Here is a 17,111-nt window from a genome sequence, read left to right on the forward strand (position 1 = left end):
GGCCCCGGCCTCCCTCACAACACCACGACCGACCGCAGCACCTCGCCGCGCCGCATCTTGGCGAAGGCGGGCTCGATGCCGGTCAGGCCGATCGTCTCGGTGACGAAGCGCTCCAGGTCGAGCTTGCCGCTGAGGTGGAGGTCGATCAGGACGGGGAAGTCGCGGCTGGGCAGACAGTCGCCGTACCACGACGCCTTCAGGGCGCCGCCGCGTCCGAAGAGGTCGGCCAGCGGCAGTTCGACGCGCATGTCCGGCTCCGGCACACCGACCTGGACCAGCGTCCCGGCCAGATCGCGCATGGCGAACGCCTGCAGGTAGGTCTCCGGGCGGCCGACCGCGTCGATGACGACGTCGGCGCCGAACCCGGAGGTGAGCGCGCGGACCGCCTCGACGGGGTCCGTACCGCGGGAGTTGACGGTGTCGGTGGCGCCGAAGCGTTCGGCGGCGTCCAGCTTCCGGTCGTCGATGTCGATGGCGATGACCCGGCGCGCCCCGGCCCGGGAGGCTCCGGCGATGGCGGCGTTGCCGACGCCGCCGCAGCCGATGACCGCGACGGTGTCGCCGCTGCCGACGCCCCCGGTGTGCACGGCCGCGCCGTACCCGGCCATCACCCCGCAGCCGATCAGCCCCGCCGCCTCCGGCCGGGCCGCCGGATCGACCTTCACCGCCTGCCCGGCGGCGACCAGGGTCTTCTCGGCGAACGCCCCGATGCCGAGGGCCGGGGCGAGCGGGGTGCCGTCGCGCAACGTCATGGGCTGGGTGGCGTGACGGGAGTCGAAGCAGTACCACGGGCGGCCACGGCGGCAGGAGCGGCAGCGGCCGCAGGGCGCCCGCCAGGCGAGGACGACGAAGTCGCCGGGGGCGAGGTCGGCGACGTCCGGTCCGGCCGCCTCGACGACCCCGGCCGCCTCGTGGCCGAGCAGGTAGGGGAAGGCGTCGCCGACCGCGCCCTCGCGGTGGTGCAGGTCGGTGTGGCAGACCCCGCATGCCTGGACGGCGACCAGGACCTCGCCGGGGCCGGGGTCGGGCACGAGGATCGGCAGCACCTCGACGGGTGCGCCCGGGGAGACGGCGACGGCGGCGCGGACTTCGTGCGGCATGGCTCACTCCTAAACAGCGCCTGCCGTGCGGGCAGGGGCGGGTGCACGCGAGAGTCGGCACGGATGCCTGTGAGGGGTGGGTGGTGCGCTGCGCAGGGGTGGGGGGAGCGGTGGACGGCGGACCGCCCACGCCCCGATGTTGCCTATCGCGCGCCGAGTTGCGCGATAGGAGACATGCTGAAAGTCCGTCCCCGATCCGTCAAGGGTCGTCTTCCGCCACCGGGAAGGGCCTCGCGGCGACTGCTCGGACCGGCTCCTCGGCGGCTGCCCGGACCCGCCCCGGAGCGCCCGCCCGGCGCGTCTCGGCCCCCCGTCTCCCCAGGGCGAACCGCATGCCTCGCATGGCCCCGCACCAGAGCGCCCGCCCCGTCGTCCGACGTCCCCTCAGCCCGCGTGCCCCATCCGCCGGGAGAGGTCCGCCGCCGCCTCGACCGCGCGCTGCGCCAGCTCCGGCAGGAGGGAACGGCGCATGCGGTACGCCGGTCCGGAGACGCCGATCGCGCCGATCACCGCGCCGTCGTGCGCCCGCACCGGAGCCGCCACCGCGTTCAGCCCGATCTCCAACTCCTCGGTGGAGCAGGCGAATCCGTCCTCGAACGCGCCGGTCAGCTGCGCGCGCAGATCACCGGCGGAGGTCAGCGTGTGCTCCGTGAACCGCGCCAGCTTCCGCCCCGCCAACCGCTCCCGGCGCTCGCCCGGCAGATGCGCCAGCAGCACCTTGCCGCTCGCGGTGGCGTGCAGCGGGGTGCGGCGGCCCAGCCAGTTGTAGGCGGTGACCGCGGCGGCGCCGCGCGCCTGCATGATGTTGACCGCCGCATCGCCGTCCAGCACCGCGATGTTGGCGGTCTCCCCGGTACCGTTCGCCAGCGCCCGGCACACCGGCTGGCCCTCCTGCGAGATGTCCAGCCGGATGGCGGCGGCGCCCGCCAGCCGCAACACCCCCGCGCCGAGGAAGTACTTGCCGCGCTCCTTCTCCTGCTCGACCAGCCCGCGGTTCTCCAGCACGCCCAGGATCCGGAACGCGGTGGACTTGTGGACGCCCAGCTCCTCGGACAGCTCGGTCACCCCCGCCTCGCCGAGGCGGGCGAGCAGCTCCAGCACGCTCACCGCGCGGTCCACGGACTGGACGGAACCCGCCCCGCCGCGCCGCTCGTCGGGCCGCTCCGCTGCGGTATCGCTCGTGTTCGACATGGGACTTCGTGTCACCGCCCGTTGGCCCCTGGGGGCGCGTCGGAGGGAGCCCGTGAGGCGCGTGGGGGCCCGGGGATCCCTGGCGAGCCGGGGCCGGGAGAAACGGCCCGAAGGCCCTTGACGGCCCGCCCCACGGCCTGGATTCTGTTGCGCATCGCGCTCTGCGATGCGTTATTCACAACGCCATGATACCGATCAGCGCGAGGGGGGCCAGATGATTCCCGTCTGCCGCATCGACGATCTTCCCGAGGGTGAAGCCGTCCGGATCACCGTCGACGACCACACACCCGCCATCGCCGTCTTCCACGCCGAGGACGGCGGCTTCTACGCCGTCGACGACCTCTGCAGCCACCAGGACGCCTCGCTCTCCGAGGGGTACGTCGAGGGCTGCCTCGTCGAGTGCCCGCTGCACGCCGCCCTGTTCGACCTGCGCACCGGCGCCGCGACCTGCCTGCCGGCCCGCCGCCCGGTCCGCACCCACGAGGTCGCCGTCATCGACGGCGTCCTCCACGTCCGGCCCGCGGTGCGGGAGGACGCGGTCGCCTGAACCGGCGGACGGACCCGGGGGCGTCGCCCGTTACGCGGCGGCGCCCCCGGCCCGTCGCTCCTCCCGCGCCGCGCGCCGCTCCTCCCGCCGCGCCCGCCGCCGCTCGCGCCGCAACTGCCGCGCCGTACTGCTCGGCTGCGACTGCACGCCGTACCGCTGCACCCAGACCTGACGCGTCACCCAGACGTCGAGCACCGCCCAGGTCGCCACCACCGTGCTGGCGACCGTGCTGATCACCGCCGGGAACGCCAGCCACGAGCCGGCCAGCGTCGCCAGGAACGCGGTCATGGCCTGGATCAGGGTGAGCGCCACGATGATCACGGCCCGTACGGCCGCCGTCCGCACCGGATCGGCCATCCGCCGCCGGGCCGCGGGCTCTTCCTGCCACAACGGGCGCCTGCCGGTGTCCCTCAACGCCTCACCCTCCCCGTACGTACCGCCGCCCGGGCTCCGCCCAGCGCACGCGGGGCGCCCTCCGGGGACGGCCGCATGCCGCCCGGATGCCCGGCGCCGCCGCCATCGTCACCCACACCGCCACGTGAGGGTGACCCGGGGTGGGGCAATTCCGGCCACTCCATGGGGTGATGGCCGGAGGCGCCTCCCGGTGCCCCGCCGACCCACGGGCACCTTGTCCGGGAATCGCCGGACAAGGCCGGGCGATCCCCGCCGGGACTTTCCCCAAGGCCCGGCCGGGTCTTCGGGTTGGCCGCCGGGCAGTAGTAGGCTCGCGCCGTTTGTTGACGGAACACCACCCCCGGCCGCCGGGGCTGACTGGGGGAGGCCATGCGCTTTCGCGGGAAGTCGATCCGCCGGAAGATCGTGGCGTTGCTGCTCGTACCGCTGGTGTCCCTGACGGCCATGTGGGCGTTCGCGACGTACGTCACCGGGCGTGCGGCAGATCAACTGCTCACGGTCGGCCGGGTCGTTCAGAAGCTCGGCCACCCCTCCCGGAACCTCGTCGAGGATCTCCAGCGGGAGCGGCGGCAGAGCCTGATGTACCTCGCCGACCGGAGGGACGCCGACGCCCTGCCCCAACTCCAGGGGCAGGCACGGGCCACCGATGAATCCCTCGCCCGGCTCCGCGCCGACGCCGAGGTCCCGGCCGTCCGCGACGACCTCGGCCGCTCCACTGCCGCCTCCCTGGACAGCGCGGTCAAGGCACTCACGCCTCTCCCGTCCCTGCGCCGCCAGGTCGAGGACAACACCATCTCGCGCGACGAGGCGTTCGAGGCGTACGCGGGGATGATCGACTCGCAGTACGACCTGATCGTCGCGTTGCACGTGCTGGACGACGTCGCCCTGGAGAAGCAGGGCCGCGCGCTGATCTCCTTCGACCGCGCCCGGGAGGCGTTCGCCCGCGAGGACGCGCTGCTCTCCGCCGCGCTCGCCTCCGGCCGGATGACCAAGATCGACCTGCGGACCGTCTCCGACGAGATCGCCGAACGCCGCGTCCTGATGCGCACCGGCCTGCCCCTCATGCCGGCCCGCGACCGCGCCGACTACGAGGACTACTGGCACTCCGCCAAGACCCGCGAACTGGAGGCCGTGGAGGACGCCGTGGTGGCCGCGGGCGCGGATGAGGCCCCCGACGCGGTCAACGCCGAGCGCTGGGACATCCTCGCCTCCACCGTCCTCGACGATCTCCAGCGGATGGGCCAGGAGTCCGGGGAGCACTACCGCGAGCGGGTGCGGCCGGTCGCCCTGGCCGTCGTCGCGAAGGCGGCCATCGCCGGTGTCCTCGGCTTCGTCGCCCTGCTGGTCTCCCTGATTGTCTCCGTCCGCATCGGCCGTCGGCACGTCAAGGACCTCACCGCACTGCGCCGGACCGCCCACGAGGTGTCCGGCGTCCGGCTGCCCGCCGTGATGCGGCGGCTCGCCGCGGGCGAGCAGGTCGACATCGAGGCCGAGGTGCCGCGGCAGGAGTTCGGCCAGGACGAGACCGGCCAGGTCGGCCAGGCCCTCCACACCCTCCAGCGGGCCGCCGTCGAGGCCGCCGTGAAACAGGCCGATATGCGCCGCGGCGTCTCCGAGGTCTTCGTCAACCTCGCCCGCCGCAGCCAGGTGCTGCTCCACCGTCAGCTCACCCTGCTGGACACCATGGAGCGCCGCACCGAGGACACCGACGAGCTCGCCGACCTCTTCCGCCTCGACCACCTCACCACCCGTATGCGGCGGCACGCCGAGGGCCTGGTGATCCTCTCCGGCGCGGCCCCCTCCCGGCAGTGGCGCAAGCCGATCCGGCTGATGGACGTGGTGCGCGCCGCCGTCGCCGAGGTCGAGGACTACGAACGCATCGAGGTGCGACGGCTGCCCCGGCTCGCCGTCGAGGGCCCCACCGTCTCCGACCTCACCCACCTCATCGCCGAACTCCTGGAGAACGCCACGGTGTTCTCCCCGCCGCACACCGCGGTCCAGGTCGTCGGCGAGCGGGTCGCCAACGGCTTCACCCTGGAGATCCACGACCGCGGCCTCGGCATGCCCGCCGATCAGCTCCTCGACGCCAATCTCCGGCTCGCCGAGACCGCCGAGTTCGCGCTCTCCGACACCGACCGGCTGGGCCTGTTCGTCGTCAGCCGCCTCGCCCAGCGCCAGGGCGTCCGCGTCTCCCTCCAGCCCTCGCCGTACGGCGGGACCACCGCGGTGGTCTTCCTCCCCGGCGCGCTGCTGACCGAGACCGAGGAGGGCGAGGACACCGGCGGCGTCTTCCTGACCGGCCCGGACCTGCCCCGGCTGGAGCCCGTCACCGGCGAACCGGCCGCGCTGGCCGAGGCCCGCGCCCACGGACCGCGCGCCCTGGGCCAGGGACGGCAGGAACTGGCCGCCAACGCCCCGCATCCGCTCGACGACGAGGACGGCGTCTTCCGCGCCCGGACCCGCGGCCGCCGCACCGCCACGCCCACCGGCCCCACCCCGTCGCCCGCCCTCGTCCCGCGGCCGCGGCTGGCCCCCGCCGAGCACCGCACGCCCGACGACGGCCCGGCCCCGCTGCCGCGCCGCCGCCCGCATCCGCCGGTGCTCGTCTCGGACCACGGCCGTACCGTCGACGACGGCGAGGCGCGCGCCCACACGGGCGGGCCCGGCGACTCCGGCCAGGAGCCGTCCGGCCACCCCCGCCCGGCCGACGGGAACACCCCGGCGGCACCGGGGGGCGACGGCCCGGCGGACCGCCCCGTGGCCCCCGGGAGCACGGTCGGCGGGCTGCCCCGCCGGGTGCGGCAGGCCAGCCTCGCCCCGCAGCTCAAGAACGACCCGGACCGCCGGGCCGGTGACGAGCGGCCCGGTGCGGCCGACGACGACCGGGACGCCGAGGAGGTCCGCAACCGGATGGCCGCGCTCCAGAGCGGCTGGCGGCGCGGTCGCCGCGACACGGGCGAGGACCCCGCGCCCGACGAGCCCGCGGCCCGGGAGGACACCGGCCGCGACGGGGACGACGGGGGCACGACAGCATCCAGAACCACTCCGGGAGGGGACGGTCCATGACCGCACCGCAGGCAGCAGCCACCACCGCATCGGCCATCGCGCAGGGCTCCGGCGAGCTGAACTGGCTCCTCGACGAACTCGTCGAGCGGGTCGGCAGCATCCGCAAGGCCCTCATCCTCTCCAGCGACGGCCTCGCCACCGGCGCCTCCAAGGACCTCACCCGCGAGGACGGCGAGCACCTCGCCGCCGTCGCCTCCGGCTTCCACAGCCTGGCCAAGGGCGTCGGCCGCCACTTCGACGCGGGCCGGGTCCGCCAGACCCTCGTCGAGCTGGACGACGCGTTCCTCTTCGTCAGCGCGGCGGGCGACGGCAGCTGCCTCGCCGTCCTCGCCGACGCCGAGTCCGATGTCGGCCTGATCGCCTACGAGATGACGCTCCTCGTCAAGCGGGTGGGTACGCACCTGGGCACCGCGGCGCGCAGTGGTGCGCCCACCGGCGGGTGACAGCGGTGAGGACATGACCGAACAGTCCGATCCGGCCGCCCGCCACGACGGAGCGGCGCGCTGGTACGACGACGAGGCGGGCCCCGTCGTGCGCCCGTACGCGATGACGCGCGGGCGGACCCGCACGGGGGCCGAGGGCCGGCTCGACCTGATCGCCCTGGTGATCGCGGAGAGCCGGTACGACGCGGCGGACGGCGACCACACGCTCTCGCCCGAGCAGCTCGACATCGTCGAGTGGTGCCGCGCGGCGCCCCAGTCGGTCGCCGAACTCGCCGCCGACCTCGATCTGCCGGTCGGCGTGGTGCGGGTGCTCATCGGCGATCTGCTGGACGCCGGGCTGGTCCACCTCACCCGCCCGGTGCCGCCCGCCGAGCTGCCCGACGAACAGGTGCTGCGCGAGGTCATCGACGGCCTGCGTGCCCTGTGAGCGACCGCGGCCCGGCGCCCTCCCGCGCCGGGCCACGGCCCGGCTCCGTCCCGTCAACGTGCCGTTGTTAATGTCTTTTTGAGGCACCATCACCCCGGTCGGGGTCCTACGAGAAGAGAGCCGACATGACCGCGGACACGTCGCCGTACCCCCTCGAACACCTGGAGATCCAGGTCGGCCCGCACACCCACGGCGCCCTCGCCGCCGGTCCGGCCGACGGCGACCTCGTGCTGCTGCTGCACGGCTGGCCCGAGTTCGCCGACTCCTGGTCCGAGGTGCTCCCCGGCCTCGCCGCCGCCGGTTACCGTGCCCTCGCCGTCGACCAGCGCGGCTACGCCCCCGGCGCCCGCCCCGGCGGCGTCGCCTCCTACGCGGTCACCGAACTCGTCGCCGACGCCCTGGCGTTCGCCGACTCCCAGGGCGCGGACCGCTTCCACGTCGTCGGCCACGACTGGGGCGGTCTGCTCGCCTGGGTGCTGGCCGGTGCCCACCCCGGCCGCCTGCGTTCGGTGACCTCGCTGGCCACGCCGCACCCCGGTGCGCTGCGGCGTGCGGTGACCGAGGACGCCGACCAGCAGGCCCGGTCCGAGTACGTGGGCCTCTTCCGCACCCCGGGCACGGCCGAGGAGAGCCTGCTCGCCGACGGCGCCGCCCTGATGCGGCAGGCGTTCGGCGGCCATGTGCCGGACGCCCTCGTCGACGCCAACATCCGGCGGCTCTCCGAGCCGGGCGCGCTGACCGCCTCCCTCAACTGGTACCGCGCGCCCGCGGAGACCTTCGCGCTGCCCGCCGCCCGTATCACCGTGCCCGCCCTCTACGTCTGGGGCACCGAGGACATCGCCCTCGGCCGCACCGCCGCCGAGCTGACCGCCGAGTGGGTGGACGGGCCCTACCGCTTCGAGGCCCTGGACGGCGCCAGCCACTGGCTGCCCGAGGAGGTGCCCGACCGGGTCACCACGCTCCTCGTCGAGCACCTGGGCCGTCATTCCTGACCCCTGGGGCGGCGGGCGCCGGTTTCCGGCCGTCCGCCGCCCGGCGCCTCGCGCGCCTTTCGGGACACTTACGGACGTCCCGCCCGCCCGGTCCGGACGGGCCCGCCGCACAAGTGGGCGAGGCCGGGCGTACGTTGTACCGTTCCTCAGCATCCGCAGGCCGCTCGCCGGCCCCCACGGCACGGCGCCGTGGGTCTCTGCGGCACCATCGGCACATTCGGGAGAAACAACCCATGGTCCTCGGGCGTTCTGAGCGTCGCCGCCGGTCGTCAGCCGTCGATCCGACGACCCTGAAGATCCTCGTCGCGGGCGGTTTCGGCGTGGGCAAGACGACGCTGGTCGGCGCGGTCAGCGAGATCAAACCGCTGCGCACCGAGGAACGGCTCACGGAGGCGGGGCGCCCGGTCGACGACCTCGACGGCGTGGAGGGCAAGACCACCACCACCGTCGCGATGGACTTCGGCCGCATCACCGTCAACGACGCCCTGGTCCTCTACCTCTTCGGCACGCCCGGGCAGGACCGTTTCTGGTTCCTCTGGGACGAGCTGGCGCTCGGTGCGCTCGGCGCGGTGGTGCTCGCCGACACCCGGCGGCTCGCCGACTCCTTCGCCGCCGTCGACTACTTCGAACGCCGCGGGCTGCCGTTCACCGTCGCCGTCAACTGCTTCGACGACGCGGAGCAGTTCCCCCCGGAGACGGTCCGCGAGGCGCTGGACCTCGACGACGCGGTGCCGGTGCTGCTCTGCGACGCGCGGAGCAAGGAGTCCGTCCGGGACGTGCTGATCACCGTCGTCCAGCACGCCATGCGGATCAGCACCGAGCAGCGGGAACCCGCCCTGTCCTGAGCCTGCGGGCGCGTCGGCCTCCGGCTCGCCCCTGGCTCGTACCCCGCCGTCCGGTGGTCCCGGCCCGGCCCGGCCTCAGCCGCCGGGGACGGGAGCCGGACGCCCGCGCCGCGCCCCGGTGGCCTCCGGGTCCGGGCGGTCCACCCCTTCCGCCCGGTGGTTCAGCGCCGCCCGGTGACCGAACGCCACGACACCGGGAAGTCGAAAGAGGTGTCCGGGAACGTCTCCGGGGTGAGCGTGTAGTGCCACCACTCGGAGGGATAGTGGGTGAAACCGGCCTGCTCCATGCCCTGCTTCAGCAGCAGCCGGTTCGCCCGCTGCTTGCCCTTGACGCGCGGGTCGAGGGTGTGCGCCAGCGTGTCGAAGCAGTCGAAGCCGGTGCCCATGTCCAGGGAGTTGTCGGGGAACCGCGACTCCTTGGGGCCGTAGCACGGCGACAGCGGCTCACCGGGCACATACGGCCGGGTGGGCAGCGCGGGCAGCTTCACCAGCGTCAGATCGACCGTGCTGCCCCGGCTGTGCCCCGACTTCTCCGCGATGTACCCGTCCCGGAAGAGCGTCGACTTGTCGATACGGGGGTAGAACTCGCCCTTCATCCGCTGGTCGTCGAGGTCCTTGGCCCAGGCCACGAAGTGGTTCACGGCGCGCTGCGGCCGGTAGCAGTCGTACACCTTCAGGGAGTAGCCGCGCCGCAGGAACGCCTGCTGCGCCCGGTGCAGCCCGTCGGCGGTGTCCTGGGTCACCAGACAGGCCGGCTCGCGGTATCCGGTGACCCGTACGCCCATGAAGTCGTGCGGCGTGAAGTACCGCATCTCCTGGATGATCGTCGGGTCCGCCGTCCGCAGCGCGACGAACTCCTCGGGGGCGTGCGGCTCCCCACCGCGCGCCCCGCCCTCCGGGGGAGAGGCCACCGCACCCGCCGGGACCACGGTCACCGTCAACGCGGCGGCCAGCCCCACGGTGAGCCCCCGGACCAGCCGCCGCAGCCGCCTTCCCGCCCCGGACGCCCCGCCCCGTGCCTCGGCTCTTCCGGACACCTCTGCATCACGCACCTCTCGCATTCCCGGCATGGGCACCGTCTGCCAGTGCAGGGGTGACGAGGGGAACCCCTTACCGTGATCGACACCGGCGGACCGGGAGCATCGGCCCTGGTGACCGGCCGTTTCCCGGACACGGCGGCCACCCGGGGCACAAGGCGGACGCCGTACCTCCGGGGCCCCGCGCCGTCCCCGGCCCGTCTCACCCCTCCGCCGCCCCCGCCCCCCGCACCCGTACGCAGTACCCCACCGCGCCGCCGTCCTGACGCTCCACCACCACCCGGCCCCGCTCCAGCCAGGTCACGAACCGGGCCACCTCCGGGTGCTCGCCCCCGGCATCCGGTACGACCAGCCCGCCGCCCCTGCGCCCCGCGACCGGCGCCCAGACCTCCAACTCCGTGGCGCCGCCCGCGCCCGTCACCGGGAGCACCGCCCCGGCCCGTGCCAGCACCGGTATCCGCGACAGCGGCGCCGCCAGCCGCACCGGCCCGGGCCCGTCGTACGCCCGCCCCGTCGCCGTGTCGTACCACCGCCCGCGCGGCAGGCGCACCACCCGAGTCCGCGCGCCCGGCTCCAGCACCGGCGCCACCAACAGCGCGTCACCCAGCAGAAACGCGTCCTCGCAGTCCCGCAGCGCCCGGTCGTGCGGCGTACGCCACCACACCGGCCGCACGTAGGGCGCGCCGGTCAGCCGCGCCAGCTGCCCCAGGGTCGCGAAGTACGGCACCAGCCGCTCCCGCTCCGCCAGCGCCGCCCGCACATGCGCCAGCACCTCCGCCCCGAACCCCCACGGCCCCGCGTCGCCCCTGGTGCGGAACAGCGGCAGATACGCGGCCAGCTGACACCACCGCAGATACAGCTCCGCCTCCGCCGCGCCCCTGCCCCCCACCTCCGGCCCGCTGTACGGCACCCCGCACAGCCCCAGGCCCAGCACCAGCGCCAGCGACGCCCGCAGCCCCGGCCAGTCCGCCACCGCGTCCGCCGACCACACCCCGCCGTACCGCTGGAGCCCCGCCCACCCCGAACGGGAGAAGGCGAACCGCCGCTCCCCGAAGCCCGCCGCCCCCACGCCCTGCCCGGCGCGCGCCATCTGGAGCGCGTACACGTTGTGCGCCTCCCGGTGGTCGCCGCCGCGCCCCTCCAGCGCATGGCGCGCCGACCGCTCCAGCGCCACCTCCCCGCACGCGGCGAACGGCACCGGAGCCGCCAGATCGTGCCCCGCCCCGGCGAACCCCTGCGCCCACCGCTCCGCGGACCGCCCGCCCCACCAGGCGCGCGCCGCCGGATCCGTGAAGTCCGGGAACACCGACTCGCCCGGCCCCGCCACCCCGCGTACCTCCCGGCCCCGCGCATCGCGCACGAACACTCCGGAGGTCACCCCGCCGTCGTACTCCCGCGCCCCCGTGCGCACCCGGACCGCCGGGCCCTCGACCGCCACGGCCCGCACCCCCTCGCCCCGCAACTCATGCGTCAGATCCGCAAGTTCCGCACTCTCCGGCAGCTCACCGCCGCGTTCCCGCCGCGCCCCGGGCCCCAGCTCCAGATGGACGGCGGCCAGCGGCAGCCCGTGCTCCCTATGGGCGGCCACCGCCCGCCGCACCCGAGGGGCGCCACCCCGTAGCGCGTGCTGCGGGCCGAACGCCCAGCGCGGCGGCGGCAGCGGCGCGCCGGTCAGCGCCGTCCACCCCATCAGCACCCGGGCCGGTGTCCCCACCAGCACCCAGTACCGCAGTGGCCCGCCGTCCATCCGCAGCGCGCACGCCCCCCGGCGGTCGTGCCCCGACCCCGCGCCCTCCAGGCCCTCCCGCAACGTCACCCAGCCGTCCCAGGAGTTGTCGTGGAACACCAGATGCGTCCCGGCGTCCGCCACCACCAGCTGCACCGGCATCGTCAGCCGGTCCTCCGCGGCGCCGCCCGGCCCCCCGGGCGCGGTGTTCCACAGTCGGTACGCCCCGTCCCGCAGCCGCGGCCCCGCCGCCCGGCCCCCCAGCCCGAAGAACCGCGCGTCCGCCGCCACCTCCGACCGCTGCACCCACCGCGAACGGCCCTCCGTACCGGCTCCGCCGTCCCCGGGGCCCGCCGGCTCCGTGTCCGCCCCGCCGCCTTCCGGACCGGCCGCATCCGCACCCGGTGCCGCCCCGCCGCCCGGATCCGTACGGTCCCACCACCGCGGTGGCAGCTCCCGCCGCAGCAGCACCCCGCCCGGCGTCCGCACCTCCACCGCGCCGTGCCGCGACACCACCACCGTCACCCGCTCCGACACCACCCGCCAGCCGCCCTCGGTGTCCGGCTCCAGCACCGCCCGCGCATCCGCCTGCGGGCACCCGGCCAGCGCGTACGACGGCTCCGGCGCCGCCCCGTCCCAGCCGCAGAACACCGCACCGCCCGTCGCCACCCGCACCCGCAGCGACGACCGCGCGAACCGGATCACCCCACCGCCCGGCTGCGGCTCGGCCCCCTCGGCCTCCCCGGGGACCCGCGCCCGCTCCCGCCCGCCCCGGGGCAGCGTCACCGCGTCCGCCCTCCGCCGTCGCCACGCGGCCCGCACCGACCGCAGCCCCTGCGCCGCACCGACGGTCCGCACCGACCGCACCAGATCACGCCCGTTCATGCTGCTCAGACTGTCATTCCCGGCAATCAACCCGAGGGACGTTCAACTTCCGTTCACCTGAGCGTCCACCGGGCGCCGCCCGACGGCCGAACCCCCCACACCCCGGGGCCACCGGACGCGCCCGCGACCGGACCGCACCCCAGGTCACGCCTGTACCACGAACCCGCCCCGCACCCTCGGGTGACCACTGCCCCACAGGTCAACCCTGGTGCACAGGACGATCACATGGCATCGTCCAGGAAGGCCGCGCCACCCCCGCACCCGCGCCGGGCGCGGCCGACGCCCACCACGCGTACCGTCCGGGAGCTTCGACATGACCACCGCACCGCCCCCCGCCCAGCAGCCGGCGCCCCTCTGGCAGCCCGGCCAGGACCGCATCGACGGCGCACAGGTCACCCGCTTCCAGGCATGGGCGGCGACCCACCACGGCGCGCCCGCCGCCACCCCCGGCGACCCGCAGCGCAGCTACGCCGACCTGCACCGCTGGTCCACCGACGACCTCCCCGCCTTCTGGCAGGCGGTCGCCACCTGGTTCGACGTCCGCTTCGCCGCCCCGTACGACACCGTGCTCGCCGACCGGAGCATGCCCGGCGCCCGCTGGTTCCCCGGCGCCACCCTCAACTACGCCGAGCACGCCCTGCGCACCGCCGACGACCCGGACCGCGCCGCCACCCCCGCCCTGCTGTACACCGACGAGCGCCAGGAAGTCACCCCCGTCAGCTGGGCCGACCTCCGCGACCAGGTCGCCTCGCTCGCCGCCGCCCTGCGCGACCTCGGCGTCCGTCCCGGCGACCGGATCAGTGGCTACCTCCCCAACATCCCGCAGGCCGTCGCCGCCCTCCTCGCCACCGCCGCCGTCGGCGCCGTCTGGACCTCCTGCGCCCCCGACTTCGGCGCTCGCAGCGTCCTCGACCGCTTCCAGCAGGTCGAACCCGTCGTCCTGTTCACCGTCGACGGCTACCGCTACGGCGGCAAGGAGCACGACCGCCGCGCCACCGTCGCCGAACTCCGCGCCGAACTCCCCACCCTCCGCGCCGTCGTCCACATCCCGCTGCTCGGCACCGACGCCCCCGAGGGCGCCCTCACCTGGTCGGACCTGACCACCAACGAAGCCGAACCGGCCTACGAACAGGTCCCTTTCGATCACCCGCTCTGGGTCCTTTACTCCTCCGGCACCACCGGCCTGCCCAAGGCCATCGTCCAGTCCCAGGGCGGCATCCTCCTCGAACACCTCAAGCAGCTCGGCCTCCACTGCGACCTCGGCCCCGGCGACCGCTTCTTCTGGTACACCTCCACCGGCTGGATGATGTGGAACTTCCTCGTCGGCGGCCTCCTGACCGGCACCACGATCGTGCTCTACGACGGCAGCCCCGGTCACCCCGACATCGCCGCCCAATGGCGGATCGCCGAAGCCACCCGCGCCACCCTCTTCGGCACCTCCGCCGCCTACGTCATGGCCTGCCGCAAGGCCGGCATCCACCCCGCCCGCGACCTCGACCTCTCCGCCATCGGCTGCGTCGCCACCACCGGCTCCCCGCTGCCCCCCGACGGCTTCCGCTGGCTCCATGACACCTTCCGGGAGAGCGACGGCGACCTCTGGATCGCCTCCGTCAGCGGCGGCACCGACGTCTGCAGCTGCTTCGCCGGGGCCGTCCCCACCCTCCCCGTCCACATCGGCGAACTCCAGGCCCCCAGCCTCGGCACCGACCTCCAGGCATGGGACCCCCAGGGCCGCCCGGTCATCGACGAGGTCGGCGAGCTCGTCGTCACCAACCCGATGCCCTCCATGCCGGTCCGCTTCTGGAACGACCCCGACGGCAGCCGGTACCACGACAGTTACTTCGACACCTACCCCGGCGTCTGGCGCCACGGCGACTGGATCACCCGTACCTCCCGGGGCGGCGTCATCATCCATGGCCGCTCCGACTCCACCCTCAACCGCCAGGGCGTCCGCATGGGCTCCTCCGACATCTACGAAGTCGTCGAACGCCTCCCCGAGATCCGCGAATCCCTCGTCATCGGCCTCGAACTCCCCGACGGCGGCTACTGGATGCCCCTCTTCGTCCACCTCGCCCCGGGCGCCACCCTCGACGACGCCCTCCGCGACCGGATCAAGCGGACCCTGCGCACCGAACTCTCCCCCCGCCACGTCCCCGACGACATCATCGAGGCCCCCGGCATCCCCCACACCCTCACCGGCAAGCGCATCGAGGTCCCCGTCAAACGCCTCCTCCAGGGCACCCCCCTCGACAAGGCCGTCAACCCCGGCTCCGTCGACAACCTGGAACTCCTCGGATTCTACGAACGCGTCGCCGCCGGCCGCCGCACCCGGAACGACGACCGCGCACAGTAACGGCCGGACCCGCTCCACCCGCCGTTGTCAGACCCCACGATTACTCTCGGTGACAAGTGAAGTCCCCCGCGGCCCCCCCCCCCCCCTCCCCTCCGACCTGGCCGACGCCTGCCTCTACCTGGCGGGCACGGCGGCCGGATACATCAACGGCGCGGATCTGGCCGTCCACGGCGGCGGCGAACCGCCCGCCCGCCATCTGGCCGGACGGCCGGGGCCCGCGGCCTGACGGCCGTTCACGCCCCGTACACCGGCAGCGGCGGCCGGGCCGCGGCGAGCAGGCGGCGGGCCGTGGCACCGGCCTCGGCGGGGGTGCGGCGGGCGCCGGTGTCGTCGCCCGGGCCGGGGTGCCAGCCCTCCATGACCGTGATGCGTCCGGCCTCGGCCTCGAAGACCCGGCCGGTCACGCCCGCCGAGTCGGCGGAGCCGAGCCAGACCACGAGCGGGGAGACGTTCTCCGGGGCCATCGCGTCGAACTCCCCCGCCGCCGGCGCCGCCATCGTCTCAGCGAAGGCGTGCTCCGTCATCCGGGTGCGGGCGGCCGGGGCGAGGGCGTTGACCTGGACGCCGTAGCGGGCGAGTTCGGCGGCGGCGACGAGCGTCAGCCCGACGATCCCGGCCTTGGCGGCCGCGTAGTTGCCCTGCCCGACGCTGCCCAACAGCCCCGCTCCGGAGCTGGTGTTGACGATCCGGGCGTGCGGGGTGCGGCCCGCCTTGGCCTCCGCCCGCCAGTACGCGGCGGCGTGCCGGAGCATCAGGAAGTGGCCCTTGAGGTGGACTCGTACGACGGCGTCCCAGTCGTCCTCCCTGAGGTTGACGAGCATCCGGTCGCGCAGGAATCCGGCGTTGTTGACGAGGGTGTCGAGGCGGCCGAAGGAATCCAGCGCGGCGGCGACGAGGGAGGCGGCGCCCTCGGGTGTGGCGATGTCGCCGCCGTGCGCCACCGCCTCGCCGCCGAGGGCCCGGATCTCCTCGGCGACCTGCCGGGCGGGCCCGGTGACCGCGCCGGTCCCGTCGAGCCCGACGCCGAGGTCGTTGACGACGACCCGGGCCCCCTCGGCGGCGAAGGCGAGCGCATGGGCGCGGCCCAGTCCGCGTCCGGCTCCGGTGATCGCGACGACGCGCTGCGCGCACAGTCCGGCCATGGCGTTCCCTTCCGTCCGCTGGTGGCGGCGCTCAATCCGGGACCTGACCCCTCCGCCGCCCTCCGTCGAGCTGCTAGCGTACCTAACAAACGTTAGATGGAAAGGTGGTCGAACGCCTCATGGGTGTCTCCGTCTCCCGTCCCGAAGAGGGCGTCCGCGTCGTCACCGTCGATGTCCCGCCGGTCAACGCCCTTCCCGTACAGGGCTGGTACGACCTCGCCGACGCGGTGCGCACCGCGGGCGCCGACCCCGGGGCGCGCTGCGTGGTGCTGGCCGCCGAGGGGCGCGGCTTCAACGCGGGCGTCGACCTCAAGGAGATGCAGCGCACGCCCGGCCACACCGCGCTGCTCGGCGCCAACCGCGGCTGCTACGCGGCGTTCGCCGCGGTCTACGACTGCGAGGTGCCGGTCGTCGCCGCGATCCAGGGGTTCTGTCTGGGCGGCGGGGTCGGGCTGGCCGGGAACGCCGATGCGATCGTGGCGAGCGACGACGCGGTGTTCGGCCTGCCGGAGCTGGACCGCGGGGCGCTCGGCGCCGCGACCCATCTGGCCAGGCTGGTCCCGGCGCATCTGATGCGGACGCTGTACTACACGTCCCGGACCGTCACCGCCGAGGAGCTGCGGGCGCACGGCTCGGTGTGGCGGGTGGTGCCCCGGGCGGAGCTGCGGGCGGCGGCGCTGGAGCTGGCGCGGGAGATCGCCGCGAAGGACGGTGCGCTGCTGCGGCTGGCGAAGGCGGCGCTCAACGGCATCGACCCGGTCGACGTCCGCCGCAGCTACCGCTTCGAACAGGGCTTCACCTTCGAGGCCAACCTCAGCGGCATCGCGGACCGGCATCGGGAGGCGTTCGTGGCGTCGCGGGAGACGCGGGAGACGCGGGAGACGCGGGAGACGCGGGACTGAGCGTCGCGGAAACGGTACGCCCGCCCCGGACAACCCCCGCC

At 74.8% G+C, this 17,111-nt stretch carries 15 protein-coding genes; 9 read left to right on the forward strand and 6 right to left on the reverse strand.

What is annotated here, in order from left to right; all coding sequences use genetic code 11:
- Positions 1-14: 14 nt before the first annotated feature.
- The gene (locus ACFWWQ_RS15395) at positions 15-1,100 is read right to left on the reverse strand and encodes an S-(hydroxymethyl)mycothiol dehydrogenase (RefSeq protein WP_384595984.1); all 1,086 of its coding nucleotides are present in this window, start codon (positions 1,098-1,100) and stop codon (positions 15-17) included.
- Positions 1,101-1,484: 384 nt separating this feature from the next.
- Positions 1,485-2,291 (reverse strand): IclR family transcriptional regulator, encoded by an 807-nt coding sequence (locus tag ACFWWQ_RS15400; protein WP_384595987.1) that lies wholly within the window; start codon positions 2,289-2,291, stop codon positions 1,485-1,487.
- Between the two features lie 214 nt (positions 2,292-2,505).
- On the opposite strand from ACFWWQ_RS15400, the gene ACFWWQ_RS15405 reads away from it, so the two are divergent.
- Positions 2,506-2,838, forward strand: a complete 333-nt coding sequence (locus ACFWWQ_RS15405; protein ID WP_143942998.1) for a bifunctional 3-phenylpropionate/cinnamic acid dioxygenase ferredoxin subunit — start codon at positions 2,506-2,508, stop codon at positions 2,836-2,838.
- A gap of 30 nt (positions 2,839-2,868) precedes the next feature.
- Here the strand turns inward: ACFWWQ_RS15405 and ACFWWQ_RS15410 are convergent, their stop codons facing one another.
- A complete protein-coding gene (locus ACFWWQ_RS15410) occupies positions 2,869-3,252 on the reverse strand; it encodes a hypothetical protein (RefSeq protein ID WP_384595990.1) in 384 nt (127 codons plus the stop codon).
- A gap of 369 nt (positions 3,253-3,621) precedes the next feature.
- Here ACFWWQ_RS15410 and ACFWWQ_RS15415 point away from each other — a divergent pair, with 369 nt between their 5' ends.
- The 5 genes from ACFWWQ_RS15415 (at position 3,622) to ACFWWQ_RS15435 (ending at position 9,025) form a co-directional block, all read left to right on the forward strand.
- Positions 3,622-6,318, forward strand: a complete 2,697-nt coding sequence (locus tag ACFWWQ_RS15415) for a nitrate- and nitrite sensing domain-containing protein (RefSeq protein WP_384595993.1) — start codon at positions 3,622-3,624, stop codon at positions 6,316-6,318.
- Entirely contained in the window at positions 6,315-6,761 is a 447-nt protein-coding gene (locus tag ACFWWQ_RS15420) for a roadblock/LC7 domain-containing protein (protein ID WP_384595996.1), read from the forward strand. The genes ACFWWQ_RS15415 and ACFWWQ_RS15420 overlap by 4 nt, the downstream gene beginning before the upstream one ends.
- 13 nt (positions 6,762-6,774) lie before the next feature.
- Positions 6,775-7,188 carry a DUF742 domain-containing protein gene (locus tag ACFWWQ_RS15425; protein WP_384595999.1) on the forward strand — a complete coding sequence of 138 codons (414 nt, stop codon included), beginning with the start codon at positions 6,775-6,777 and terminating at the stop codon, positions 7,186-7,188.
- 125 nt (positions 7,189-7,313) lie between these two features.
- On the forward strand, positions 7,314-8,180 hold the full coding sequence (locus ACFWWQ_RS15430) for an alpha/beta fold hydrolase (RefSeq protein WP_384596002.1): 867 nt from the start codon (positions 7,314-7,316) through the stop codon (positions 8,178-8,180).
- Positions 8,181-8,413: 233 nt separating this feature from the next.
- Complete coding sequence (locus ACFWWQ_RS15435; RefSeq protein ID WP_384596005.1) at positions 8,414-9,025, forward strand: ATP/GTP-binding protein; 612 nt, start codon at positions 8,414-8,416, stop codon at positions 9,023-9,025.
- A 161-nt stretch (positions 9,026-9,186) separates the two neighbouring features.
- Here the strand turns inward: ACFWWQ_RS15435 and ACFWWQ_RS15440 are convergent, their stop codons facing one another.
- Complete coding sequence (locus tag ACFWWQ_RS15440; RefSeq protein ID WP_384596258.1) at positions 9,187-10,011, reverse strand: M15 family metallopeptidase; 825 nt, start codon at positions 10,009-10,011, stop codon at positions 9,187-9,189.
- 253 nt (positions 10,012-10,264) lie between these two features.
- Entirely contained in the window at positions 10,265-12,673 is a 2,409-nt protein-coding gene (locus ACFWWQ_RS15445) for a glycoside hydrolase family 31 protein (RefSeq protein ID WP_384596008.1), read from the reverse strand.
- Between the two features lie 313 nt (positions 12,674-12,986).
- Between ACFWWQ_RS15445 and ACFWWQ_RS15450 the strand changes: the two genes are divergently transcribed.
- Both ACFWWQ_RS15450 and ACFWWQ_RS15455 read left to right on the forward strand, forming a co-directional pair.
- Positions 12,987-15,026, forward strand: coding sequence for an acetoacetate--CoA ligase (locus ACFWWQ_RS15450; RefSeq protein ID WP_384596011.1), 2,040 nt, complete (start codon positions 12,987-12,989; stop codon positions 15,024-15,026).
- Between the two features lie 49 nt (positions 15,027-15,075).
- Positions 15,076-15,252, forward strand: a complete 177-nt coding sequence (locus ACFWWQ_RS15455) for a hypothetical protein (protein WP_384596014.1) — start codon at positions 15,076-15,078, stop codon at positions 15,250-15,252.
- Between the two features lie 7 nt (positions 15,253-15,259).
- Here the strand turns inward: ACFWWQ_RS15455 and ACFWWQ_RS15460 are convergent, their stop codons facing one another.
- A complete protein-coding gene (locus ACFWWQ_RS15460; RefSeq protein ID WP_384596017.1) occupies positions 15,260-16,168 on the reverse strand; it encodes an SDR family oxidoreductase in 909 nt (302 codons plus the stop codon).
- Between the two features lie 119 nt (positions 16,169-16,287).
- Here ACFWWQ_RS15460 and ACFWWQ_RS15465 point away from each other — a divergent pair, with 119 nt between their 5' ends.
- Positions 16,288-17,070, forward strand: coding sequence for an enoyl-CoA hydratase family protein (locus tag ACFWWQ_RS15465; protein WP_384596261.1), 783 nt, complete (start codon positions 16,288-16,290; stop codon positions 17,068-17,070).
- Positions 17,071-17,111: the final 41 nt, after the last annotated feature.

Origin of the sequence: Streptomyces sp. NPDC059080 (genome assembly GCF_042739975.1) — a bacterium.
In the GTDB taxonomy this organism is placed as follows: domain Bacteria; phylum Actinomycetota; class Actinomycetes; order Streptomycetales; family Streptomycetaceae; genus Streptomyces; species Streptomyces benahoarensis.